This window comes from Nostoc sp. DedQUE07 (assembly GCF_034530975.2).
In the GTDB taxonomy this organism is placed as follows: Bacteria; Cyanobacteriota; Cyanobacteriia; order Cyanobacteriales; family Nostocaceae; genus Nostoc.
In genome coordinates this window covers 15,656-39,071 of the sequence record NZ_JAVRCC020000041.1, presented here as the reverse complement: position 1 = coordinate 39,071, position 23,416 = coordinate 15,656, and the positions used below count along the sequence as shown (strand labels likewise).

Here is a 23,416-nt window from a genome sequence, read left to right as displayed (position 1 = left end):
GTAAGATTTTGCATATTAAATCCTCCACCAACATAATTAAGAAACTGGACAGATGAGTAATTAATTGAAATTATTTCCTATTTGGTTACTTTTGCCAATTCTCTCAGAATTTATCTTTTAAAATATAGTATTTATAAATACAAATTTTGTCTAGTTATATGAAAATTAAACCTTGTCTGGTTTGAGATCGTAGCAGGATTTTTGCCGTGCTAGCAGTCTATCGAGTCGAAATTAACGGATTGGGACTGGCACAGACAGGTACGCGAACAAGAAGACACGGGGATATGTTCTTTCTTTGCGTCTCTCCTCCTCGTCAGTGTATCGATTATGGCGATCGCTGTGATTAAAGAGTCCCCAGCAATTTATAGTGAGAGTTGTCTGTAAATCCTTAAGCAATTGTGAAAGCGATTACTCTTGTTGGTTCTACTGGTTCTATTGGTACTCAGACTTTAGATATTGTCACTCAGTACCCAGATCGGTTTCGGATTGTGGGATTGGCAGCTGGGAACAATGTAGAGATGTTGGCTGCTCAAATTCGGCAGTTTCAGCCGGAAATAGCAGCCATTTGCTCAGAAGATAAATTACCAGCGCTCAAAGAAGCAATCATTGACCTCGACCCTCAACCGATTCTACTGGCTGGTGAGGCCGGAGTGATAGAAGTTGCCCGTTACGGCGATTCCCAAACCGTTGTCACTGGGATCGTTGGTTGTGCTGGTTTGCTACCCACGATCGCCGCGATTGAAGCTGGTAAAGATATTGCCTTAGCAAACAAAGAAACTCTGATTGCTGGCGGGCCTGTGGTTCTACCCCTAGTGGAAAAACATGGTGTAAAATTACTCCCTGCCGATTCGGAACATTCCGCAATCTTTCAATGCCTCCAAGGTGTTCCCAAAGATGGCTTACGGAAAATTTTGCTGACTGCATCTGGTGGGGCTTTCCGCGACTGGGATGTAGAAAAGTTAGCAGATGTAACCGTTGCTGATGCCTTGAAGCATCCTAATTGGTCGATGGGACGGAAAATCACGGTAGACTCTGCTACTTTGATGAATAAAGGACTGGAAGTAATTGAGGCTCACTTCCTGTTTGGCTTGGATTATGACAATATCGAAATTGTCATTCATCCCCAGAGCATTATTCACTCACTGATTGAACTACAAGATACTTCAGTTTTAGCCCAACTCGGCTGGCCGGATATGCGCTTACCCTTGCTGTATGCTTTATCTTGGCCCGATCGCATTTACACCGACTGGGAACGCTTAGATTTGGTGAAAGCTGGAAATTTAACCTTCCGCGAACCAGATCACCAGAAATATCCTTGTATGCAGTTGGCTTATGCTGTGGGTAAAGCTGGCGGTTCGATGCCAGCGGTGTTAAATGCTGCCAATGAACAAGCTGTAGCTTTATTTTTAGAAGAAAAAATTCGGTTTTTAGATATTCCTCGTTGTATCGAATGGGTGTGCGATCGCCATCAAAATGATAACCGTGCTAATCCCTCTTTAGATGACATTTTGGCAGCAGATAAATGGGCAAGACAAGAAGTTTTAATTGCGACTGAAAAGTTAGAAACTCACTCGCGGATAATCTCTCTGCGATAAAAACCTTCAGTTCAGTTTGGACTGAGGATTAGAAATTGATGCCTAGTCCCCAATCTCTAATCCCCAGCCTCTAATTTAATTAATATGAAAATTATTTCACTCGATCGCAAAGATGTACTCACCGAACTATAAAAAAGTTAACAAATAAAACTTTATTGAAGATAACTTTTGACTTCCGGATCGGTCGTCAGTTTTATGTATATCTATAATTTATCTCCAAAAAAATATAAAGCTTTACAAAAACTTTGCAAAGAAACCCAGTATATTACATCAATAATTATCTGATTCTTAGGTAAAATATCTCCAGGCTAATTATCACAAAAACCTCCATTTTAGTAAATATTAACAACTGGGTTTAGCATTTTTTATACCAGTGATTAGTACCAAAATAAAAGCTTATCCTTTCTGAGTCAACTCACTTTCAGACAAGGGCAATTATTAAGGAATGAATATATATGATTATTACGTTAATTATAGCTTGGATAGTCTTCATAATATTATGGAAATTGCTGAAAGCAACCGTGAGCACTGCATTAACTCTTGCGGCAATCCTTGTTTTATTAAATATTAGTTTTGGCATTACTCCCCAAGATATTTGGCATTACGTAACGCAGTTTGCTCAAAATTTGTCGCAGATCCAAACTGGAAAATAACGATCTATACTTCACTTTTGCCAATAAAAGGTGAAGTAGAAAAGGTGAAATGATAACCTTGCCCGATCAATTGTTATTTAATGCTGAAATCTTGGCTAATGCATCCTTAAAACTCGGCGGTAACTGACGCATAATCTTGCCTCTTTCGCGATCTAAAGCGACTAAAGTCACCTTGGCAGTAACGTACAATTGTTGTCCATCAGTTGAGATAATGGCGTAATCCCAATTGATGCGGACACCAGTCACCTCAGCCATACGGGTTTTTACCAGCACTGCCATACCCAATTGAATTGAACGGTGATAGCGCACCGACAATTCTACAACTGGTAAATCGCAGCCTATAGCGACTAAATCAGCAAATTCAATCCCTATAGATCGCAAGCATTCAATCCGCGCTTCTTCCATCCAAGCTATATAAGAACCGTGCCAGACAAGACCGGCATAGTCAGTGTGGTGGGGTTGGACTCTGACAGGATATTCAAACCAATTCCCAAACTCGTGACTGGATGGATTGTCAAGAGCGCTGGTTGGTGGTAGTTTTGGTTGGCTGGGTTTTTCTTCTGACATCTTCAAATTTCTCAACGCCTATAAATTTTCCAAATTATTGAATAGCATAAAAATTAATTGCGTTGCCGGACTTCTTGATTTAATATTTACCTTCCGAGCATAGGGAGTGTTTTGTTATGCAGCCTAATCTCCGGCATGTGAGTGTTGTTACTTTATCTCTACTTAGCTTACTAGGTTTTGGGATGGTATATCCAGACAATAACCAGGTAAATACAAATGCAAGGTTGAGGTACGAATCTGGAGAAAAAGCTCAAGCTTTACCCAAGAATAATCAACTCTCAGAAATTGCAAGGCTCAATCAAGAAGCTATCAAAGAATCTCGTCAAGGTCAATCAAAAGAAGCGTTGCAGAAATTACAGAAAGCATTAACCATCACTAGAGACCTTGGAGAGCGCTCTTGGGAAGCGGTAACATTTAACAATATTGGCAGAATTTACCAAAGTCAAAAAAAGTATCCTGAAGCACTTCAATTCTATCAGCAAGCCTTATTGATTAACAAAGAACTTGGGGATCTGGTTCGACTTGGCAAAACCTACAGTAACATAGGTTACTTATTCGATATCCAAAACCAACCAGAGTTAGCAATTTTTTTCTACAAGCATTGTTTGATTAATCGTGAGAAAGCTCGCTTGAATCCATCAGCATTGAGTGCGCCACAACCAGATGCTTACAACATAACTGTTAGCCAGACATATCGCATTTTGGGTGAACGATTGCTCAAACAAGAACGTGTTGCTGAAGCACAAAGGACAATGGATTTACTCAAAGTTGAAGAACTAGAGGAATATCTCCAGAATGTGCCAGGTAATCAACGTACTGTCAAAGGTCTTAATATAGTGGCAACAGAAAAACCAATTAAACAAAAGCTGGATCAAAGTGTGGATAATGCTGTTGTACTGGGTAAAGAATTAACAACACTACGGAAAATTTCCCCCGAACAGCGATCGCTCGAACAGAAACAACGCATCGAACAATTAGTCTTAAATCAACAGCAACTTCTAGATGGATTTAACCAATTTATCAATAGTCCTTCAGTGAAAGCACAGGTAGAGCAAATTAGCCGTACAGCTAGGCGGCAAAATTTGGATTTGGAAAGTCTCAACGAACTTCGAGATAATTTGGCGCGATTACCGCAAAAATCGGCATTACTCTACCCACTGATTTTAAAAGATAGTTTGGAATTGGTATTGGTAACTCCTGAATCCCCACCAATCCATCGCACCGTTGCTGTAAAGCGCGAAAAACTTTATCAAACAATTGATGCTTTCCGTCAAGCTTTAATCAATCCCAGTCGAAATATCAAAGCACCTGCACGCCAATTGTATGACTGGCTAATTAAACCGATAGAGAAAGACTTAAAGCTATCGGGTACGCAAACTCTGATTTACGCTCCAGACGATCGATTACGCTACATTCCTTTAACTGCTGTGTATGATCGCAAACAATGGCTCGTACAGCGTTTCAACGTGAATCACATTACATCTGCTAGTCTGACTAATTTAAACACCCCAAAACAATCCACTTTGCGGGTTTTAGCGGCTGCTTTTACTAAAGGTAATTATCAAATCAAAGTTGGTAATCGACAGGTTGCTTTCGCTGGCTTACCCTTTGCAGTGCGGGAAGTGGAAAGTCTAGCAGCAGCGGTTCCTGAAACTACGAAGCTTTTAGACGATGCCTTTACTCCTAAAGTCGCTGTACCCCAAATGGATGATTATACAATTGTCCATTTAGCGACTCATGCAGCCTTTGTGGTAGGTAAACCAGAAGATTCGTTTATTTTATTTGGAAATGGCGATCGCGTTAATTTTAGAAATGTCGCCACTTGGTCACTCCCGAATGTAGATTTGGTAGTGTTGAGCGCCTGTGAAACCGGCTTGGGAGGCAAGTTAGGTAACGGTGAAGAAATTTTGGGCTTTGGCTATCAGATGCAACAAACCGGCGCTAGAGCCGCGATCGCCTCTTTGTGGTCTGTAGATGATGGTGGTACACAAGCACTCATGAGTGCTTTTTATGGTATTCTTTCTACTGAGAAGCTGACTAAAACTGAAGCTTTACGCCAAGCTCAACTCTCATTAATTACTGGAAACTGGAAGAAAATAAGTCATAATGCACCCGTAGCAGCAGTCAATGACTTTAGTCATCCGTACTATTGGGCACCCTTTATTTTAATTGGCAATGGACTTTAGATATTCGCGCAGTGTCTCGTAGAGAAGTGATCGCGTTTTGATGAAATTATGGCAAAAGAGGAGCGCTCAACTAACTAACCTCTGACTTTGCTGTGTTTTAACACCTTCTAGCTAGAGGCTGAAAATCAAGATCGTCAGATTTTCGCTGATACAAAAAATATGCGATGGGCCAGCCATAGCCAATCACTTTATGATAATGGAGAAATAGGTAAGCGATCGCTTAACTAAGCCACTGTTACCGATTAACAGTTACCGATAATCAATTTCTAATTTGCTCTCGACCTCTGAAATTTTAATACTTCTTGGCAAGAGTTTTAGAGCCTGTATCACTTTGCATAGATTGCTTGACAAGATCGGCCAATTCATCTAATTGGCTTATTGCCTCTGCACCCTCTAACTTCATTAATTCGCGGTCATCCCGCATTTCTGTCCAAGTAATGCCGTAATCGGACACTAAAAATCGAATCAGATGGTTATCACCCAAGCTAACCATAAATGATGCACTATTCATTTGGTCGCCACAGGTATAGCAAGATGCAGGATACCCACGCCGCTCTAATACAATCGCCAAGGCTTGCAGGTTCATTACTAAGTCTTGGACGAATTGTCGATGTTGATGTGCTAGTCTCAGAAACACTTTTGTCCTCCAGACACCACAGTAATTTGAGTTTCTTTTATATTTTCTTTAGATTTTCTCACCCATTGGTATTGTAAACTATTCATTACAATTACCAGACAGATGATATTGAGTCGTGAATTGACTACTTTGTTTAGGGTAGTGGATCGGGATTTTGAAGGCCGTATCAAACTATTCAGTTTGTAAATTCAAAATCTCGGACAGAATTGCTAAATTTAACTATATCTTTATACATTTCTGTCAGGGTAGATTCTTAGAGCAAGAGATCCGCTTTAAGAGTAACTTAAATTTAGCACTAGTCAACTACAGAAAAGCTACATATTTAGTTTTTATTGGCTATGTGCAGTCAAATAGACTGTTATTAAACGCCAAAATGTAGTTTTCCATCGTTATAGTGTCTCTTGCTTAGATGTTTAATCTGTTCTGTTTTTAACGTAGATTTTGGTATAGACAAATGATTAGTTATACCAAATTCCTTCCTCCTATATATATAAAATTAAGCAGATGACAGTGCGAATTATAGGTTAAGTAGTTGCAAAAGCAGGGAAATAACAATTTATACCAAGTTAGTGATGTTAGTAGATTAAGTGTGAGTGTAGAATCCACAAGGGGAAAACTTAACACTGACAATACCTAAACTCAGCAGAACAATGTTGCCATTTAGGCAATATTTTCAGGTATTTTTAGATTATTTTCAAAAACTTGTACAAACCAAAGCACGATGAATTTAGAAGGATTCTTATCTTAATTTGGTTTTGCCAAATTTAATGCATATATAATATATTTCGATTATCTATCCAAAATGAGTAATTAATTTTTATTAATAACTCAGTTAACTAATTCGTAATTCGTCATCATGCTTTTTACAAGAGGCTACGCCTAGCTTGCTTTTCCATAGGGTACGCAAACTGCCCACCGTTGCGCTAATGTAATTTGTAATTATTGGCAAGACACTTGCGAGTTATTGTCTTTTTTTGCAGTCTTGAATTAGTTGGAGTCTAGATATCCAACTAATTCAATTATGAATTAAGAGACTACTTGCCACCAACCGAAAGCTGGGCCGATAAAACGGATTGTTACCCATCCAACAACCATTAGACCAATGCCTATCCAAGCACCGCGAGTAGTCCAAGTGACAAATTGTTCGCCTTGAGTTTTTGTGATCGGAATCCAAGACAAGATCCGAGTCTCTTTACCGTATGTTTCCCCTAGTGTGGTTTTACGACGTTTTGCTTCACCCATAATCAGCAACTCAAATTCTACTTAGGTTCTAAATTTATTTTGCCAGGAATTATGCTTACTCGAAAGGCGATGAATTGCATCACCTTCTATAAGCTGATAATAATGCTTGCTTTTAGGCGATCGCGCTTTGCTTCGTCAAAATTTAAATTGGGCATTGGGGAACCACTGCGGTAGGCAGCCCCCGTCTTCTCCCAAGGGGAGACGCGAAGCGCGATGGCGGTTTCCGTCGTTAGCGCTAGCGGTAGCGAAAGCGTTGCGGTAGCGAGGAACGAGCGTCGGAACGAGCGTCTGGGGGACTGCCGAACCCGAAGGGTCTTGGGGTCTCCCCAAGTGGAGGAGGCAGTGCGGTCTTGGGGTCTCCCCCTTCGGGTTCGCGAGTTCCTCTTTGTTGAAACAACAAGACCGGACTCGCTCACCAAGTGGAGCAACTGCCGTCAAGTGGCGTCACTGGTAACTGAATTTTAAGCAGAATTTTCCTCATCGGTATTGGAAAACAGGCTGGGATCGAGATAGTTAATGCGTGCCAGAGGACTTAAAGCTGTGAGAATTTGAGCGCCGTAGCTGCGGTTAACTACACGACTATCAAGCAAAGCCACAATCCCTTGACTTTCTCGTACTGGAGCGATCGCCCGTTGTAATTCATTTAAAGCTGCTGGCAACAAGTATAAACGGAACCAATCTTGATGCGATCGCTTATAAAGAGCTACCCTACCAGCTACCAAGGGATTTTCCAAAGATGGTAGGGGCAACGTAGCAATGATTAACAGATGGGGTGCTGGCAAAACTCGTTGATGTTCTCGCCAAAATTCCCAACCGCTAATCAAAATACCATTTTCATCTAAACAAGTTTTTTCTACTTGCACCCGCGAACCAAACTCTGAAGCCAGAATTGCCGCTACTTGAGCCTTTAGTGGTACATCCCCCACCAAGACAACAGTTAATCCTGGCGCTGTCGCACTTAGACAAACCAGTGTGCGGACTTTGTGAATAAATGCCGCTTGAAATTCTGGCGTGTTGGGTAAGGGCAACTTATAGGGTACATACAGTTGAATTGCTTCTGCTTGACTCTCCGAAGAGAACTTCAAGCAAGTTAAATCTTCCAAACCCAGGCGCTGGCGAAAAAGGGGAGCCTCAGTTTCCGGTTCGATAGCGCTGCCAATTAAAACTACTGGTTGTCGCTGCCAAATCGGCGAGAGTATTTCCCCTAATTCCATTGGGGCGTAGTGCAAAGAAAATAAACCTTGCCGATGGGCAATAGTCGCCCAGAAGAGAGCAGGGGAGGAAAGATTTTCGTTGAGGGTTTGAAATTGTTGCCAGAATTGTTTCCAAGGTTCTGGCAGTGCTTGTACTGACTCTAAAGCAGAATAGAGACGGCTTAAAATTTCTATTTCTGGCTGGGAAATTAGATAGCACTGATATGGATTAGCAGGATGCTGAAAAAGTTCGTGTGTTAGTTGTATCCGTGCTTCACGAATTGCCTCAGCTTGGTTGGGACAAGCTAGCATGAGTTGATCCCAATCATCGGGTTGAATATCTTGGGTAAGTTGATGACGCACCCAATCTTCAAGATCGTCTACCCCATCAATAATTGTGGGAATGCCTTGGGGAAAGCGTGAGCCACCAGTTAACTGTCCTTTTAACCAAGCTTCTGGGGAGGTCAGCAGTAGCCCTTGGAACTGGGCATCAGGCCAAGCATCACCTGTCCTAATCGATTTATTGGTTGGTAGCCACTGCTGTAGACGGGGAATTTCAACCCGTAGCAGAAGTTGCTGCACTGTTTCTTGAGCAACAATAATTACAGGGCCATGCCACATCAGGGCTGATGCTACAAAACTAGTACGATACCGCCCTTGATAGCCACAAACCGCCCCTACTTGAATTAGGGCGCTACGTCCCAGGCGCAAGGCGCGTGCTACCAACCGTGCCATCGTCAAATGATGGGGCCAGGAAGGGAACCCCGCTTGCGATCGCAAAAAGTTATGTAGTGACAAATGAACTTCTGCCTCAATCACACGCTTTCAATTCCATACAAAGTGATTTTTACTTCCAATTGCCCCATTTCTATTATCTTGTCATTTGTCATTTGTCATTTGTCCTTTGTCCTTTGCTAATGACCAATGACCAATGACCAATGACTAATGACCAATGACCAATCATCCAATACCCTAAATTATGCCAACTTACACAGGAATTTCCAGCGAAGCCTTCAGGCATCCACTAGATCGCCAAGCGGAGCAAGCTTTACGAAATTTGCCAGGATTTGATTTAATCGCTCGTAAATTTGTGGAATTTATCTACGAACGCCCTCAATTAGTCTATCTAATGGGTAACAGCATCCAAGTTGGGCCGCGTCAATATTCCACTATTTACCAGATGTTTCGGGAATGCGTCCGAGATTTGGACATTTACCCAGAACCAACACTGTTTGTCTCGCAAAATCCCCAAGTAAATAGCTATGCCTTGGGGCAAGAAAATCCTTACATAGTCATAAATACAGGGATACTAGACTTACTAGACGAAGCCGAGATTCGGACGGTGCTAGCCCATGAACTGGGGCATATTAAATGTGGTCATACTATTTTAATTCAAATGGCGATGTGGGCGATGAGTGCTGCTTCGGCATTGGGAGAATTGACCTTCGGCATCGGTAATATTGTTACCCAAGGCTTGATTTACGCCTTTTTTGAATGGCGGCGCAAAGCCGAGTTATCGTCAGATCGCGCTGCACTACTAGTAATGGATGACTTGAATCCTGTGATGTCAACGATGATGAAACTTTCTGGCGGTAGTAACAAATATGCCAATGAATGTAGTTTACAAGAGTTTATCAAGCAGTCAGAAAATTATCAGGCATTGGACGAGGATGGACTGAATCAGATATATAAGTTTTTAATCTACAATGGCGCTCAGGGTATGATGTTGAGTCATCCTTTCCCGGTTGAACGCTTGCATTACTTACGGTCGTGGGCTGTATCCGAAGAATATCAGCAAATTCGCCGAGGAAATTATCAGCGATCGCCTGCTTCCGGATCGGTAAATGTTTCAGCAGAATCTTCCGAAAATCAAACAGAAATTTTACGCCGCCAAATTGAAGAATTACAACGAGAAATTGACAGAATCCGAAGGTCTAAGTAGTTTTGAGCACTAAATAAAGATTAGTAGGGTGGAATAGTGCCTACTAAATCGTTGGATTTAGATCCCCGATTTTTTGGAGAAGTCGGGGATCTGCGTTAACGTACATCTCTCTATGGGAAATTACAATACTTAAGAGTTTAACCAGATAATTACTCCAGTTCCCAATACACAAATAATTCCCGCCAAGCCAGCTAAGGGTTTTTTATTTTTACCTGTGAACCAGTCAGAGGCTCTACCAGTGTAAGTAATTAATTCTGCTGTATCTATGGTAGCGATCGCCCATACCCATCCTGCGTGCAATCCCCAAGCTAAACCCAAATTACCTCTAGAGGCAAAGCGTGCTAACACCAGCACCATTCCCATCAGCCATAATCCAGGAAGTTGGGGTGCAGTTTCGCGTTGCTCCCAAACCAAGTGTAACAAGGCAAAAATCAAGCTAGAAATTGCTGCTGCTAACCAAACTGGGTAATCCTGTGCTAATTCTGTGAACAGGAAACCGCGAAAAACTAATTCTTCTATCCCACCGACTAATAACGCTATCAAGAAAATCGGTAGCAATATGGGTAGTAGTAATTTGAAATTAGACTTTTCAAAAGAACACCAACCTAACCCGAATTGCCCACTAAATACAATAGCTAGACTCAGCACTCCCAAACCAAAACCTAGCGCTAAAAAACCAAGAGTTGAAAAATTGGCAACAAAGCCGTAATCTGAAAAAGATTTATTACTCAACCAAACAACTCCCCACAGTATCGGGGGAGCTAATAGGTAAAGTGACACCAATAACGGCATTTTTTGCTCTGGCTGTAAAGGTTTAGAAGGTTGCCAATTAAGCAATATTGCTGATACTGTTGCTACTGGCAACCAGCAAACTATCCAGCAAACAAAAAATGCCGTCACTATAACTAGTGGCGGTGCATTTTCTCTAAACGCCAGTAAGGCGTTGACCGAAGACTCAAAGAAATTTATCAAAATAAACAAAAAAACACGATAGACTTCTTGCATTATAGATTTCTTGCTGATTAATCAAGACTCTACTAAATTTGGTGAATTCTGCAAGGGGTCTAATCGTATTTTTTACCTGGCTATCAATTTACTGTCGGGGTAAGGACAAGTTATCATCACCTGAAACTTATCCTTACCATCAGCAAATTTACTCTTCGTCTTCTAAATCTTCGTCTGATTCGTCAGAATCTATATCTTGTGAGGTTAGTTTTTTATCGCTTTCACCTAGTTGAATCAGGTGAATATGTTTGTATCCCAGCCTAATTTCAAACTCATCTCCAGCCTTCAAGCCCATTGCTTTGGTATATGTAGCACCAATTACAATCTGACCATTTTGATGGACACTAACCCGATATGTCGGTTCGCGACCACGACCATCTTTAGGTGCTTCTGGACTTAGAGGAATTCCCCTAGCAGATAGCAAAGCGTCATAAAAATCGGTGAGATTAACACGAACTTGGTTATTCTTAGTAACAGTGTAATAGCCGCACTGTTTAGCTCTTTCTCGGCGTGGTAATGTGGAAAGTTCTTTTACTTTAGCAAGTAGTGCTTTTCCAGTTAATGGCGCGGTTGCAGTTTCAGTCATTATGCTCAAATTTTCCTTACTCTCTCCAAACTGATAAACTATGTAGTCTCATGCCAGCATTTAATTTTTTAGCATTTGCATAGAGCTACTGAAGACCCTAGTGTAACGGGTGAATTCCTGCCGATAGGAGCCAAAAGCACTTCTATATATGGTTGTCTACAACCAACTAGAGGCCATAGTTGCCACAGACATTAATTTTGGTGATGTTACGGCACTTTTAACCATTATTCGCCATCAGAAAGAAAACTATTTTCTTCTTTAGCGCTACTGTAGCGGTGTAACTTTCAGCCACCATTACAAATGGGGTTAGGTTCTACTGCAAATAAGTCGTAGACCCAAAAAATTGCAGGTTTTTCACTTTCAGTGCTTGCCTTTCTTGCCAATGAGCAAGTAGAGTTTTCTCCACTTGTCCTCTCAAGGTTAGGACAGCATAGTATTTCAATAGAGTCCTACGGGTATACACCCTTTTGTCCTACCAATAGAGACGCGAATTTTCTTGTCTCTACATTACGAATCAACAAAGCAGTAGTAACCGCGCTGATACGGCTATTGATTCTGGTTTTGCTACTTCGTAATTTTATATTAAATACTAGCATGGACTAATAATAGCAAAATAGTTGTTTAATTTTGAATTAAAGTTGCTGGTAAATTTTTATTTAAATTCCTGGACTTGAAAGTTGAAAAAAGCAGTGACGATTTTCTTAACCCTTTATTATTGCAAGCGCGAGCATTGCTATCTGGCTTTTATAAAAATTTATATATTGAGACGAGCAATTTTGACCAATGAGTTCAATCGCATATTTTGTTGATTGAGAGCAAGCCAAAAAGTGAAAAGTCACGCACCTCCGGGTTTCGCGCTACTCTAACTTTTATTTGAAAGTGGTGAGGATTTTTCCTCGGTTTATTATCTTCAGGTCAAAAGCGGCCAGAGGATTTTGCACGTCTGTCTATGGGATGAACAAATCTCTTAACATCTGCTTAGTGCTTGATTGCCACTACTATATATTAAACATGGGCTTTCAGACTTCTATATAATCAAAAAATTCTGTCAAGTGGTGGCGAAGGTGGAATTTTACTGTCAGGACTGCTTGACTAAAGTTGACATCAAGACATGTTGCTAACTTCAGATGCATTTCATTTGGATAGGATCGCTAGATCAAAGATCAACTGAAGTTACTTTTGAAGCAAACTCTCTTTCCTTTACATTGCCAAACAGATAAATTCAATGCAAAGCTGCAATGACATTTTTGGCGTTTTAACTCAGAATTTGACAAAAATCTTGCCTACAACGCTACTACAAGTAAAATTTTAATGGTTATCCTTAAACTAGAATCAGTCGCCCTTTAATCGTCAGCCTATTAACACCAGGGTTTGAATTAAGGGCAAAAAGTATAACTCACTTTTCGCAACTACCTGCTTTGACCATGATTGTTGAGGCTGGTGAAGTAATTTTAAAATTTTGGTTAGTAGTGATGAAAGTTATTTTTAAGGTCATTCGACAGCAACAAAATTCCTCCCCTGTTGTGCAAACCTACATTGTAGAGGCCGAACCAGGTAATACAATCTTGGATTGCCTCAATCAGATTAAGTGGGAGCAAGATGGAACTTTGGCATTTCGCAAAAATTGCCGCAATACTATTTGTGGTAGCTGTGCTATGCGAATTAATGGGCGTTCGGCTTTAGCTTGTAAAGAAAATGTTGGGAGCGAACTTGCCAGATTACAACAAATACCATCATCTCAAAGTAAAGTAAATGCTATTGGTGAAATCACGATCGCGCCTCTCGGCAATATGCCCGTGATTAAAGATTTGGTTGTAGATATGAGCAGCTTTTGGAATAATCTAGAGGCAGTTGCCCCTTATGTGAGTACGGCAGCACGACAAGTACCAGAAAGAGAGTTTTTGCAAACACCACAAGAGCGATCGCGCCTCGATCAAACTGGTAACTGTATTATGTGCGGAGCTTGTTACTCTGAATGCAACGCTCGTGAAGTTAATCCAGATTTTGTAGGGCCCCATGCTCTTGCCAAAGCTTACCGAATGGTAGCAGACTCCCGCGATAGCGATACCGAAAATCGTTTAGCAAGCTATAACGAAGGTACTAAAGGCGTATGGGGTTGCACCCGTTGTTTGTACTGTGATTCTGTTTGTCCAATGGAAGTTGCACCATTAGAACAAATCACCAAAGTTAAACAAGAAATTCTCACTCAGAAACAAGTCAGCGATAGTCGCTCAATTCGTCACCGGAAAGTATTAATAGATTTGGTTAAAGAAGGTGGTTGGATTGATGAACGCCAATTTGGTTTACAAGTAGTTGGTAACTACTTTCACGATTTAAAAGGGTTACTTAGTCTTGCACCCCTCGGTTTGCGGATGATCCTTCGAGGTAAATTTCCTTTATCATTTGAATCTTCTGAGGGTACGGAACAAGTGCGATCGCTGATTGAATCTGTTCAACAAATTGAAGGGAATAAGGAATAGGGAATAGGGCATTGGGCATCGAGAAGATACAAGGGAGAGACTTCTCTAATAATTCCCCCTTGTCCCCTTGTCCCCTTATCCCCTTATCTCAACGCGGTTCTTGAGGTATATTCAACGGTTGTCCGTAACGGTCATATACTAAAACATCCCACTGACCATTGTTACTAGACTCAAAAGCAATCCTGCTACCATCAGCGCTAATTGTAGGGTTGCGGACTTCGGCTTGCAGGTTGTTGGTCAAATTCCGTGATTGGCGTGTTTCTCTGTCGTAGAGAAAAATAGCCGATCGCCCCTGACGGCTAGCCGCAAATACAATATAACGACCATCTTGTGAAACGCTAGGATGATTTGCGATCGCGTCAAAGGAATTTAAACCTGGCAAATCAACCAAATCACGAGTTACTGTATCAAACATATAAACATCTTGGCTACCGCGTCGGTCAGTAATAAAAACAATGTATCTCCCAGAAATTTGGGGGTTTAATTCCGACGCTAAACTATTGAGACTCCGACCCCCTGGATCAAACGGATAACTCAAAATCCGAGGGTAGCCAAAACACCCAGTCAATAAACTTAAACAGAAAAATATAGGTATAAAAAAAACACGTTTCATATAATTTAGTCATTAGTCATTAGTCAATAGTCTCACAACTCCTAACTCCTAACTCCTAACTCCCAACTGCCAACTGCCAACTGCCAACTGCCAACTCCTAACTTTCTCTCCTACGGAGGTGAACCTACGGTTGCACCATTGGGAATATCTAACTCAATATTTGGCCCCCGGTCTAGGACTTCAATATCCCACTGACCACGAGTAGCAGTTTCAAAGACAACATAACGCCCATCTGGACTAATATTTGGTTTTCTAACCCAGCCGCGATAAATCGGTGTGACAATTTGCGACTGTTGCGTAGCGCGATCGTAAAGCGCTACCACCGGTCTTCCCTGGTCACTAGTAAGATAAGAAATATAACGCCCGGTGTAGCTCAAACTAGGACTTTCGGCAATTGTCTCCTGTCGGTTTATTCCCGGTGTACTAATAAACAGTTGCCTCTCCAAATCGTACATTAGTAGCTGCTGATTACCATTCCGATTAGATACAAACGCTAAAAAGCGTCCATTTCCACTCAAAGCAGGTTGCTCCTCGGTGTAGCGACTGTTAAGAGAAGTAGGCCCTATGGGAATATCGTTAGAACCACAAGATACAAGCAAACTTGTTAAACCAAAAACCAGGCTCCAATGAATTGGTCTTTGGAGCCAAAATGCAGGCGTAAATTTTTCCACCTCAACTGTTTTCCGTCGCCTTTAAACCTACTTGCACGCCAACTGTTTTAAACATCGTCATCAAAGTCACTTAGATTATCTGGCCCCTCATTTGGTTTTTCAATTGGGTTGTATGGCACATAATCGGTTGGGATCGCATCATCATCTTCGCGCGGTCTTCGAGAAGTTGAGTCAGTGGGCGGACGACGCCTTCTCGGTCTAGGAGAAACATCATCTTCACGACTTTCGGGACGCTGCGATCCGTTATTACTACGGCGAGAAGGTTTTCTAACTTCCCCACCCGAATTTTCCCAATCATCAACTTGCCTAGATGAAGAACCCCAGTTCTCTTCTTCAAAGCTTTCAGAAGGGCGATTTACAGGACGCCCAGAAGTCCGCCGGCGCGTTCTATCAGATGGAGCCTGTCTTTCACTAGTGCTGCTGTTGCGGCGTTCTGTACGACGGGGAGGTTGTTCCTGATAGTAGTCATCACGAGTTGAAATCTCATCCCTGCTACCGCGAATCCGGGGACGCACTGGGCGTTCTTCCTCGTCTTCATAAGGCAATGGATCTAAGTCTGCCTCCATTTCAGCTTGATAGTTTCTGCGATTATTGTACGAATAGCGATCGCTAACCGGTCGGTCTTCGTCCACAATCGGAGTGTTGCGCTTTGCTTGCTGAGTAGCTATACTTCGCAGACGAATACTTTCAACTGCAAAAAACACAGTTGTGCCAACTAAAAGCAGTTGACCAAATTGTAGAATCGGGTCTAGTCGCCATCCTTGAAAGACGAGAATGAAGCCGCAAAGTAAGCCGACTGCCGCAAAAAAGATATCTTGATCCCGTGACAATTCCGGACGCACAGTGCGGAGAAAATACAGTGCTGCCCCAGCCACAGCCAGGAAAATTCCTAGAATACTGGCTGAGTTTGCCCCAAAATTTACCTGAGCCAGAAAACTGGCTGAGTTCAGCCCAAAATTTATCATTGCTGTTTTCCCAATATCAAATCTATGTTAGCGAGTCACAATTAAAATCACTACTGTAATTAGGCACGATATATTGAAGCTTCAAAGCCTCTGGCAAAGAAGCTCTGAAGCTATTCACCGAAAAGTAAAAACGTCTATGTCTGTCAGCTACAACTGCCACCAGTCGCAGTTTATGCTGCTTTTAGTGCAATTTAAGTAAATAGCTGACAGACAATCGATTACGAGAGCTAATTTAACTCTCATAAGCATTATGAACGCTGTATTTTATCTTTTTGGCTAATGAAAATTAGACCAACAGTAGCGGGTATTACAACAATTGCTGTACCCCATAGCAGGCTCCAAAGAAAATTTGCTAAAGAAGGCGTCATACTTCTCAACCTTTTTTTACACACTTCATCCTAATTTTAATAGTGTATTACTTTCTTGAGAAGCCTCTAACTCTGAACTGCCAAACTTGGTAACTTCTTTCACCAGTTATTGAGTTGACCACATGGGCGAGTTCGCTTTTCTATTTCAGAAAGAAGTGACAGCATTTAGTTAAAATAACGATCGGAGTGCTTTACAAAGCTTAAAATTTTGTAGCTATGTCTATGCAAAGCGCAACTTGCCTGTGCCTAAGTTTTTCTTTTTTTACAGATAGATAGTACCTAAAACCGATGACTGGTGTTAACCTGACTGCTTGGATTCTTGGCCCTGTGTTAGGGGTTATGACATTCTTATTTATATTTCGTATCATTCTCACTTGGTATCCGCAAGTGGATTTGAATCGTTTGCCCTTTAATTTAATAGCTTGGCCAACTGAGCCATTTTTAATACCTTTGCGAAAGCTGGTGCAACCTATAGGTGGGGTAGATATTACACCTATTATTTGGGTTGGTATCTTCAGCCTGCTGCGAGAAATCCTGTTAGGTCAACAAGGATTGTTGACTATGCTATCTCGTGTTAATTAGGGTACAGGTTACAGGTTATAACCTTGTCCCCTGTAACCTATAACCTTTTTCCTTCCCTACTTTCCTACCCGTTCATTTCCTGCACAAAATTTGTATAGACATTACCCTGTAAAAACTGCGGAGTTTCCATAATTTTTTGATGAAACCCAATGGTGGTAGGTAATCCAGTAATGGCACATTCCCGCAGCGCGCGTTTCATCCGGTTAATAGCAGTGGGTCGGTCTGGCGCCCAAACGATTAACTTGCCGATTAAAGAATCGTAGTAAGGTGGGATTTGGTAATCTGTGTAAACGTGGGAATCAATTCGCACACCAGGGCCTCCGGGGGGCAGATAGCTACTAATCCTTCCAGGAGAAGGGCGAAAGTCACGATCGGGATCTTCGGCGTTGATTCGGCATTCGATCGCATGACCTCGTAATACTACTTGGTCTTGGGTAAGCTTGAGTCTTTCACCTTGAGCAACGCGGATTTGTTCGGCAACTAAGTCTATCCCAGTAATCATTTCTGTTACAGGATGTTCTACCTGAATCCGGGTGTTCATTTCCATAAAGTAGAATTTACCGGATCTATCCAAGAGAAACTCAATAGTACCCGCCCCACTGTAGTTAATGAATTGGGCAGCTTTGATCGCAGCTTGTCCCATTTTTTCACGTAGGTCTTGGTCGAGAGCCGGACTAGGAGCTTCTTCTAACAGCTTTTGATTCCGGCGCTGAATTGAGCAATCCCGTTCGCCTAAGTGGATGACATTACCATAGTTATCCGCCAAAATTTGAAATTCGATGTGGCGGGGACGTTCAATAAATTTTTCTATGTAAACGCCAGAATTCCCAAAAGCTGCTCCTGCTTCGCCTTGGGCGGCGAGAAAAAGTTTGACAAATTCGTCTTCAGAACGAACTAAGCGCATACCGCGTCCACCGCCACCTGCTGTAGCTTTGATCATCACTGGATAGCCGATATCCTTGGCGAATCCTAATCCTTCTTGCTCGGATTCTACCAATCCCTCACTACCTGGTACCGTCGGTACTCCAGCTTTTTGCATGGTTTCTTTGGCAGTGGATTTATCGCCCATCCGTCTCATAGCATCTGGAGTTGGGCCGATAAAAGCAATATGATGGTCGGCACAGATTTCCGCAAACCGAGCATTTTCTGCCAAAAAACCATAACCTGGATGAATAGCAGTAGCATTGCGCGTCAGTGCAGCAGCAATAATATTGGGAATATTCAAATAACTTTTACCACTAGCAGGTTCGCCAATGCAAACTGCTTCATCAGCAAGTTGGACGTGGAGAGCATTACGGTCAACGGTGGAGTGAACCGCAACTGTGGCAATTCCCATTTCTTCACAGGCGCGGAGAATGCGAAGGGCGATTTCTCCCCGATTGGCAATTAATATTTTGTCAAACTTCATTTTTTAGTTTCGATATCATTACCAGTAGATTGACATTTTCTCCGATCCAACTTGAAACAATGCTTCCACATTATTTCAAATTATTGCAGGAGATTCGCCACCCTGATTCTAAGTAAGCTTGCACATTGCAGGCTTGCTGCCTCTACAGGTCTTACTACACTAACAACATTGCTGCTGTAAGTCTTGGCTAGACTACCAAGCTGGGCTTTTGCGAAGCCGATAGCGATCGCGTAGCGTCATAGCCCGTCGTAGACATCGACTACAGCAGACGGATACGCGATCGCACCCTGCCGAACACAGTAGCTCTACCCTTTTCAATCAATATCACTTGTACAGCTGCTAAATTTCTGTCAGTCTGATACCGCCTTGAGAAAATTTATTTTTTGAGCAACTGAATTTAGATATCACCTTACTATAATTATTTTCTTATGCTATAGTCTATTTTTAGAGAAACCATGCGGATGTGGCGGAATTGGTATACGCGCACGCTTGAGGTGCGTGTGGCTTTGCCTTGGGAGTTCGAGTCTCCCCATCCGCATTTTTGCTTGTTTAAGCATAGGGTCAATAGTCACAGGTCAAAAAACCTTAGACTGTTGACCCTTAAATATTAAGTTTGCTTCCGAAGCACTCAGTGCTTACTAGATATTAAGTAAAGTTGCCTTGTCAAAGTACTAGTCCTTTATGCTTTTATAGAAATAGGTGAAGTTTTGTAAAAAGCATTGACTATTTCTTTTCCGCCAACAAACAACTTAACACTGCCACCAGCTTGGCATCGCCTCACTCCGATTTGGCAAGGAGGGGAGGAAATAATTCAACAAAGTTTACCTCACACTCAGCTAGCACCTGCATGGCAGCTAATGCTTTTGGGTGACGGCTCTCCAACACGTCACTTAGAATTGCTCACAGGTGAGCCTGTAGAAGTAGATGTTATTGATATGTCATTGATTGGCATGGACTTGGATGCTGCTCCTGAGTTAATCCAAGCTGTCCCAGAACCGCGATTACGACGACAAGTATGGCTGCGTACTGCTTCTGGTCAAAGATTAGCCTATGCTACTTCGTGGTGGGAAGCCAGTCATGTCGATGAGTATTTACAAAACCGTTCATTACCAATTTGGGCAAGTTTAGCTCGTCTTCGCACAGAATTGTATCGAGATGTTCGAGGAATTTACTACGGAAACTCATTGGCACTAGAGTCCGGTTTTGGTGTAACTGGGCCTTTTTGGGGTCGCCACTACTTGTTTTGGCATCATGGGCAGCCACTGACATTAATTTATGAAGTTTTTTCGCCTTATTTAACCAAATATTTGGGGCCTATGCAATTAAATTCCAAAAATCAGTAAGAAGCCATGATGTAGGCCGCTCGCTATCGAGTAAAACTAAGTAGCTGAAATCATCCAATGAAATTATCAAAGGAACGTTGAATTATTGTTGCAGCGATCGCTCTTAGATAGTAGTGCCGATAAACTAATGAGTTTTCGGTGATAGTTTGCCGTTGTTTAGCGATCGCATCCTCTTTAAAATAGAGTCATTCCTCAAGATCGACTATGATTCAACTCAAAACCCAACTCACCCTCAAAGAATTTATCGCACTTCCCGAAGGTGATATCACCAAACCAAACGCGGTACTGATAGTTGAGAAGATTCATTATTTGAAGGGCTGCAAATTACACCTCAACAAATCTTCCAACAAGCAATAATTTCCTACTGATGTTAGCAATAAAGACGCGAGGAAAGGTTTAATGAATACTGTTGTGCTAAATCTAGAACCGATTGCTCATTTAACCGATGAGCAATTTTATCAATTGTGTATTGCCAATCGTGATGTCAGCCTGGAAATGAACGCATCTGGAGAATTAATAATTGTGCCACCAATCGGAGGAGAAAGCGGAAATCAGGAAGCAGATTTAATTACAGACTTAAATAATTGGAATCGTCAAGCTAAATTAGGGAAAGTTTTTAGTTCTTCAACTATCTTTATACTTCCTAACGGTGCAAAACGTTCTCCTGATGCTGCTTGGGTAAAATTGGAGCGGTGGGAAGCTTTAACACCAGAACAACGAAAAAAATTTCCGCCACTTGTACCCGACTTTGTGATTGAACTGCGTTCGGAGACAGATCGCCTTGCACCGATTCAAGAGAAAATGCAGGAATACATTAAAAATGGTCTGCGCTTGGGTTGGCTGATTAATCCTCAAGATCGCCAGGTTGAAATTTACAGACTTTTAAAAGCTGTAGAAGTTGTACAAATGCCAGCGATTGTTTCTGGAGAAGATATACTACCTGAATTTGAGTTGCAAGTGTAGGTAGGCGATCGCTACCATGCCAAAACGTTGAGTAGTAGAGAGAACATGATTGCTGGTAAAACCTGTACCGTCGTCTCAGTAAGGATTATGAACGTCTCCCTGAAATGAGTGAAGCTGCCATCTATGCTGTTATGACTCGTCTCATGCTGCGTCGTCTTGTCGTCTAAAGATTTACTTTATAAATGGTCTCTAAAAATAGAGTTCTTAGGGCGGGGTAATACTTTAAGGAGAATTGAGAGAAATCCCTAAAACCATTACAATACCTAGAGTTTTCTGATTATATATAATTTCTGTAACTCCGAAAAAAATGTTATATTCTCGCTTATTGCTTGGAATAACAGTTTACTTGTGGAAACTTTCCGACAGAGGAATTAATCTCAGGGAAACGTCCTACGAAATTCAACAAAGCATGTTAAAAATGGTAACTGAGCCAAAAACATAGCTTTTAAAAGACTACGGAAAGTTGATTATCGAAGTACCATCAACCATCTAGGGTAGAAAAATTTAATATAATTAACTGCCCTAAAGGATGGGTAATACTGTTGGTGTACTTGACTAATCAAGCAAGTAATAAGTTTGCAAGTATAAGGTACAGGTTTCAATGGCACCGCCTCTTGTGTCTGTTCAGATGAAGAAAAATAAGAAACCGTCTCTGGTGCTGACGCTCTCGGCTGCTGGGTTATTGATTGGTGCGGGGAGTGTGGGCTACTGGTTGTTAGCCCAGAGACAAATATCTTCTAGCGATTTGCTAGTAGGTGCAAATATTATTCCTGGTGATGCCCTGTTTGCGGTTTCCTTAACAACAGATCCCCAGCAGTGGCAGAAATTGCGGCAGTTTGGGACAAAAGAAACCCAAACAGAACTGGACAAAAATTTAGTCCAGTTACGCGATCGCTTTCTGACTAATAATGGTTACGACTTCCAAAAAGATATCGCTCCTTGGGTAGGCGATGAAGTGGCGATCGCAATTCTTGCCCCAACTACAGGAAATAAACCTGCACCCAAACCAGTTACCACCAATGAAAATGCCGCTAGCGATCAGCAGTCGATGGTAATGGTATTGCCAGTAAAAAATTCAGAAATCGCCAAAACTATTTTGGCACAACCCAAAATTCTTAAACAAGGCAAATGGAGCGATCGCACTTATCAAGGGATCGCCATTAAACAAAGTCAGGGACAAGCAGGGCAAAACTTCTCGGCTGCATTATTAGATGGGCGTTTTTTAGTCATAACTGATAGTCCTAAAGCCACAGAACGAGCGATCGATGCTTACAAAAATAAAACATCCCTAGCTACAACAGGAGGATTTGCTGAGAATTTCCCGAAAATTGCCAATTACCAACCCTTTGGACAGTTTTATATCAATGTGCCAACAGCAGCGAAAATAGCCGCGGCTTCTCCAAATCGCCCTTTACCTGCTCAAGTTTTGGCTCAACTGCAAAATAACCAAGGTTTAGCAGGGACAATAACCTTAGAGTCAGAAGGAATCCGCTTCAAGGGCGTTTCTTGGTTAAACCCTAATAGTCAACGCGTGCTGACAGTGGAAAACAAAGCTGGGAAAATGCAAAGCCGCATACCAGCCGAAACCTTAATGATGCTTACTGGTGGTAATTTACAGAGGTTGTGGAGAGACTATGTTTTAACATCTCAGGGAAATCCTTTATCACCGATCGCACCAGAACAGATTAGAGGTGGGATAAAATCTCTTACCGATCTCGATTTGGAGAAGGATTTGCTTAGTTGGATGAAAGGGGAGTTTTCCTTATCAGTAATTCCTGCTACTCCAAAAGAAGGTTCACCAAATGATTTTCGTGCGGGTTTGCTGTTCATGGTACAGACAAGCGATGACTACGGCGGGCAAAGCCTACGCAAATCAGCAGAAGCATCCATCAGTAAGTTGGATGAAGTGATGAAAAATCAATACCAGTTTCAAGTGCAACCGGGGAAAGTCGCAGGTCAACCCGTTGTTAACTGGGTATCACCTTATGGTACGTTAACTGCTACCCACGGTTGGTTAGATGGAGATGTCGCTTTCTTGGTAGTGGGCGCTCCCATCACCGATAAAATTGTTCCCAAACCTAACTACACACTAGCTGGCACTCTTCCCTTCCAACAAACAGTTCCTACAGAACCCAATCCGACAAACGGTCAATTTTTTCTGGATGTGGAACGAACTGTGAAAAATTTCCCTTTACCAACTCTAATTCCCAATCAAGAAACTTTGCTAGATGCAACGCGCACAATTGGGATGACATCTGCTGTCAGCGACAATCGCAGTAACCGTTACGATATTTTTATCGAACTGAAAAAAGTTACTAACACTACTACATTGCCTAGTCCAGAAAATAGTAAGAGTAACTCTGTTAGATAGAGGAGAGAGGAAAGCAGGGGAGCAGAGGAGCGGGGAAATGAGGGAG

General features: G+C 41.9%; 22 protein-coding genes, 1 tRNA gene and 1 pseudogene. 13 read left to right on the top strand and 11 right to left on the bottom strand.

Features of this window, described 5'->3' with window-relative positions; all coding sequences use genetic code 11:
* Nucleotides 1-206: 206 nt before the first annotated feature.
* The 3 genes from RMZ95_RS25305 (at nt 207) to RMZ95_RS25295 (ending at nt 2,248) form a co-directional block, all read left to right on the top strand.
* Nucleotides 207-347: a hypothetical protein gene (locus RMZ95_RS25305; protein WP_322682214.1), complete on the top strand. Its 141-nt coding sequence runs from the start codon at nt 207-209 to the stop codon at nt 345-347.
* A 51-nt stretch (nt 348-398) separates the two neighbouring features.
* Nucleotides 399-1,595, top strand: coding sequence for a 1-deoxy-D-xylulose-5-phosphate reductoisomerase (locus tag RMZ95_RS25300; RefSeq protein ID WP_322682215.1), 1,197 nt, complete (start codon nt 399-401; stop codon nt 1,593-1,595).
* A gap of 455 nt (nt 1,596-2,050) precedes the next feature.
* Nucleotides 2,051-2,248 carry a hypothetical protein gene (locus RMZ95_RS25295; protein ID WP_118162507.1) on the top strand — a complete coding sequence of 66 codons (198 nt, stop codon included), beginning with the start codon at nt 2,051-2,053 and terminating at the stop codon, nt 2,246-2,248.
* Between the two features lie 66 nt (nt 2,249-2,314).
* Here the strand turns inward: RMZ95_RS25295 and RMZ95_RS25290 are convergent, their stop codons facing one another.
* Nucleotides 2,315-2,815: a thioesterase family protein gene (locus tag RMZ95_RS25290; protein ID WP_322673232.1), complete on the bottom strand. Its 501-nt coding sequence runs from the start codon at nt 2,813-2,815 to the stop codon at nt 2,315-2,317.
* A 116-nt stretch (nt 2,816-2,931) separates the two neighbouring features.
* Between RMZ95_RS25290 and RMZ95_RS25285 the strand changes: the two genes are divergently transcribed.
* Nucleotides 2,932-5,001: a CHAT domain-containing protein gene (locus tag RMZ95_RS25285; RefSeq protein WP_322682216.1), complete on the top strand. Its 2,070-nt coding sequence runs from the start codon at nt 2,932-2,934 to the stop codon at nt 4,999-5,001.
* Nucleotides 5,002-5,293: 292 nt separating this feature from the next.
* Here RMZ95_RS25285 and RMZ95_RS25280 read toward each other — a convergent pair whose 3' ends face one another.
* From RMZ95_RS25280 to RMZ95_RS25270, 3 genes are all read right to left on the bottom strand, one after another.
* On the bottom strand, nt 5,294-5,638 hold the full coding sequence (locus RMZ95_RS25280) for a DUF1815 family protein (RefSeq protein ID WP_094350113.1): 345 nt from the start codon (nt 5,636-5,638) through the stop codon (nt 5,294-5,296).
* Nucleotides 5,639-6,664: 1,026 nt separating this feature from the next.
* Complete coding sequence (locus tag RMZ95_RS25275) at nt 6,665-6,880, bottom strand: DUF2839 domain-containing protein (RefSeq protein WP_322682217.1); 216 nt, start codon at nt 6,878-6,880, stop codon at nt 6,665-6,667.
* Between the two features lie 461 nt (nt 6,881-7,341).
* A complete protein-coding gene (locus RMZ95_RS25270; protein ID WP_322673962.1) occupies nt 7,342-8,892 on the bottom strand; it encodes an ATP-dependent DNA helicase in 1,551 nt (516 codons plus the stop codon).
* Between the two features lie 160 nt (nt 8,893-9,052).
* On the opposite strand from RMZ95_RS25270, the gene RMZ95_RS25265 reads away from it, so the two are divergent.
* On the top strand, nt 9,053-10,015 hold the full coding sequence (locus RMZ95_RS25265; protein ID WP_322682218.1) for a M48 family metallopeptidase: 963 nt from the start codon (nt 9,053-9,055) through the stop codon (nt 10,013-10,015).
* Nucleotides 10,016-10,144: 129 nt separating this feature from the next.
* Here RMZ95_RS25265 and RMZ95_RS25260 read toward each other — a convergent pair whose 3' ends face one another.
* Nucleotides 10,145-11,020, bottom strand: a complete 876-nt coding sequence (locus RMZ95_RS25260) for a type II CAAX endopeptidase family protein (RefSeq protein ID WP_322682219.1) — start codon at nt 11,018-11,020, stop codon at nt 10,145-10,147.
* Between the two features lie 148 nt (nt 11,021-11,168).
* Nucleotides 11,169-11,606, bottom strand: coding sequence for an AbrB family transcriptional regulator (locus tag RMZ95_RS25255; protein ID WP_094350106.1), 438 nt, complete (start codon nt 11,604-11,606; stop codon nt 11,169-11,171).
* A 1,472-nt stretch (nt 11,607-13,078) separates the two neighbouring features.
* On the opposite strand from RMZ95_RS25255, the gene RMZ95_RS25250 reads away from it, so the two are divergent.
* Nucleotides 13,079-14,086 (top strand): succinate dehydrogenase/fumarate reductase iron-sulfur subunit, encoded by a 1,008-nt coding sequence (locus tag RMZ95_RS25250; RefSeq protein ID WP_322682222.1) that lies wholly within the window; start codon nt 13,079-13,081, stop codon nt 14,084-14,086.
* 88 nt (nt 14,087-14,174) lie between these two features.
* Here the strand turns inward: RMZ95_RS25250 and RMZ95_RS25245 are convergent, their stop codons facing one another.
* The 4 genes from RMZ95_RS25245 to psbX all read right to left on the bottom strand — a co-directional run bounded on the left by RMZ95_RS25245 (nt 14,175) and on the right by psbX (nt 16,703).
* On the bottom strand, nt 14,175-14,699 hold the full coding sequence (locus tag RMZ95_RS25245; protein ID WP_322673965.1) for a Tol biopolymer transporter periplasmic protein: 525 nt from the start codon (nt 14,697-14,699) through the stop codon (nt 14,175-14,177).
* Nucleotides 14,700-14,809: 110 nt separating this feature from the next.
* Nucleotides 14,810-15,370 (bottom strand): hypothetical protein, encoded by a 561-nt coding sequence (locus RMZ95_RS25240; protein WP_322673966.1) that lies wholly within the window; start codon nt 15,368-15,370, stop codon nt 14,810-14,812.
* Nucleotides 15,371-15,417: 47 nt separating this feature from the next.
* Nucleotides 15,418-16,335 (bottom strand): Ycf66 family protein, encoded by a 918-nt coding sequence (locus RMZ95_RS25235; RefSeq protein WP_322673967.1) that lies wholly within the window; start codon nt 16,333-16,335, stop codon nt 15,418-15,420.
* Between the two features lie 248 nt (nt 16,336-16,583).
* Nucleotides 16,584-16,703, bottom strand: coding sequence for a photosystem II reaction center X protein (gene psbX, locus RMZ95_RS25230; protein ID WP_174709687.1), 120 nt, complete (start codon nt 16,701-16,703; stop codon nt 16,584-16,586).
* Nucleotides 16,704-16,991: 288 nt separating this feature from the next.
* On the opposite strand from psbX, the gene RMZ95_RS25225 reads away from it, so the two are divergent.
* Complete coding sequence (locus tag RMZ95_RS25225) at nt 16,992-17,285, top strand: YggT family protein (RefSeq protein WP_094350101.1); 294 nt, start codon at nt 16,992-16,994, stop codon at nt 17,283-17,285.
* 64 nt (nt 17,286-17,349) lie between these two features.
* On the opposite strand, the gene accC is transcribed toward RMZ95_RS25225, so the two are convergent.
* Complete coding sequence (accC, locus tag RMZ95_RS25220) at nt 17,350-18,693, bottom strand: acetyl-CoA carboxylase biotin carboxylase subunit (protein WP_322673968.1); 1,344 nt, start codon at nt 18,691-18,693, stop codon at nt 17,350-17,352.
* A 457-nt stretch (nt 18,694-19,150) separates the two neighbouring features.
* On the opposite strand from accC, the gene RMZ95_RS25215 reads away from it, so the two are divergent.
* The 6 genes and pseudogenes from RMZ95_RS25215 to RMZ95_RS25190 all read left to right on the top strand — a co-directional run bounded on the left by RMZ95_RS25215 (nt 19,151) and on the right by RMZ95_RS25190 (nt 23,370).
* Nucleotides 19,151-19,231 (top strand) — tRNA-Leu (locus RMZ95_RS25215).
* Nucleotides 19,232-19,412: 181 nt separating this feature from the next.
* Entirely contained in the window at nt 19,413-20,036 is a 624-nt protein-coding gene (locus tag RMZ95_RS25210) for a chorismate lyase (protein ID WP_322682220.1), read from the top strand.
* Between the two features lie 204 nt (nt 20,037-20,240).
* Nucleotides 20,241-20,393 (top strand): hypothetical protein, encoded by a 153-nt coding sequence (locus tag RMZ95_RS25205; RefSeq protein WP_409883748.1) that lies wholly within the window; start codon nt 20,241-20,243, stop codon nt 20,391-20,393.
* 42 nt (nt 20,394-20,435) lie between these two features.
* A complete protein-coding gene (locus tag RMZ95_RS25200; RefSeq protein ID WP_409883746.1) occupies nt 20,436-20,999 on the top strand; it encodes a Uma2 family endonuclease in 564 nt (187 codons plus the stop codon).
* Between the two features lie 59 nt (nt 21,000-21,058).
* Nucleotides 21,059-21,166 (top strand): annotated as a pseudogene (locus tag RMZ95_RS25195) (IS5/IS1182 family transposase); the annotation flags it as partial.
* Nucleotides 21,167-21,600: 434 nt separating this feature from the next.
* A complete protein-coding gene (locus tag RMZ95_RS25190) occupies nt 21,601-23,370 on the top strand; it encodes a DUF3352 domain-containing protein (protein WP_322682490.1) in 1,770 nt (589 codons plus the stop codon).
* Nucleotides 23,371-23,416 lie beyond the last annotated feature (46 nt).

Excerpts from the sequence above, each read along its gene's own strand:
- RMZ95_RS25295 (WP_118162507.1), top strand. The coding sequence starts at position 2,051 with ATGATTATTACGTTAATTATAGCTTGGATAGTCTTCATAATATTATGG.
- RMZ95_RS25290 (WP_322673232.1), bottom strand. The coding sequence starts at position 2,815 with ATGTCAGAAGAAAAACCCAGCCAACCAAAACTACCACCAACCAGCGCT.
- RMZ95_RS25285 (WP_322682216.1), top strand. The coding sequence starts at position 2,932 with ATGCAGCCTAATCTCCGGCATGTGAGTGTTGTTACTTTATCTCTACTT.
- RMZ95_RS25275 (WP_322682217.1), bottom strand. The coding sequence starts at position 6,880 with ATGGGTGAAGCAAAACGTCGTAAAACCACACTAGGGGAAACATACGGT.
- RMZ95_RS25265 (WP_322682218.1), top strand. The coding sequence starts at position 9,053 with ATGCCAACTTACACAGGAATTTCCAGCGAAGCCTTCAGGCATCCACTA.
- RMZ95_RS25260 (WP_322682219.1), bottom strand. The coding sequence starts at position 11,020 with ATGCAAGAAGTCTATCGTGTTTTTTTGTTTATTTTGATAAATTTCTTT.
- RMZ95_RS25255 (WP_094350106.1), bottom strand. The coding sequence starts at position 11,606 with ATGACTGAAACTGCAACCGCGCCATTAACTGGAAAAGCACTACTTGCT.
- RMZ95_RS25250 (WP_322682222.1), top strand. The coding sequence starts at position 13,079 with ATGAAAGTTATTTTTAAGGTCATTCGACAGCAACAAAATTCCTCCCCT.
- RMZ95_RS25245 (WP_322673965.1), bottom strand. The coding sequence starts at position 14,699 with ATGAAACGTGTTTTTTTTATACCTATATTTTTCTGTTTAAGTTTATTG.
- RMZ95_RS25235 (WP_322673967.1), bottom strand. The coding sequence starts at position 16,335 with ATGATAAATTTTGGGCTGAACTCAGCCAGTTTTCTGGCTCAGGTAAAT.
- psbX (WP_174709687.1), bottom strand. The coding sequence starts at position 16,703 with ATGACGCCTTCTTTAGCAAATTTTCTTTGGAGCCTGCTATGGGGTACA.
- RMZ95_RS25225 (WP_094350101.1), top strand. The coding sequence starts at position 16,992 with ATGACTGGTGTTAACCTGACTGCTTGGATTCTTGGCCCTGTGTTAGGG.
- accC (WP_322673968.1), bottom strand. The coding sequence starts at position 18,693 with ATGAAGTTTGACAAAATATTAATTGCCAATCGGGGAGAAATCGCCCTT.
- RMZ95_RS25205 (WP_409883748.1), top strand. The coding sequence starts at position 20,241 with ATGATTCAACTCAAAACCCAACTCACCCTCAAAGAATTTATCGCACTT.
- RMZ95_RS25200 (WP_409883746.1), top strand. The coding sequence starts at position 20,436 with ATGAATACTGTTGTGCTAAATCTAGAACCGATTGCTCATTTAACCGAT.
- RMZ95_RS25190 (WP_322682490.1), top strand. The coding sequence starts at position 21,601 with ATGGCACCGCCTCTTGTGTCTGTTCAGATGAAGAAAAATAAGAAACCG.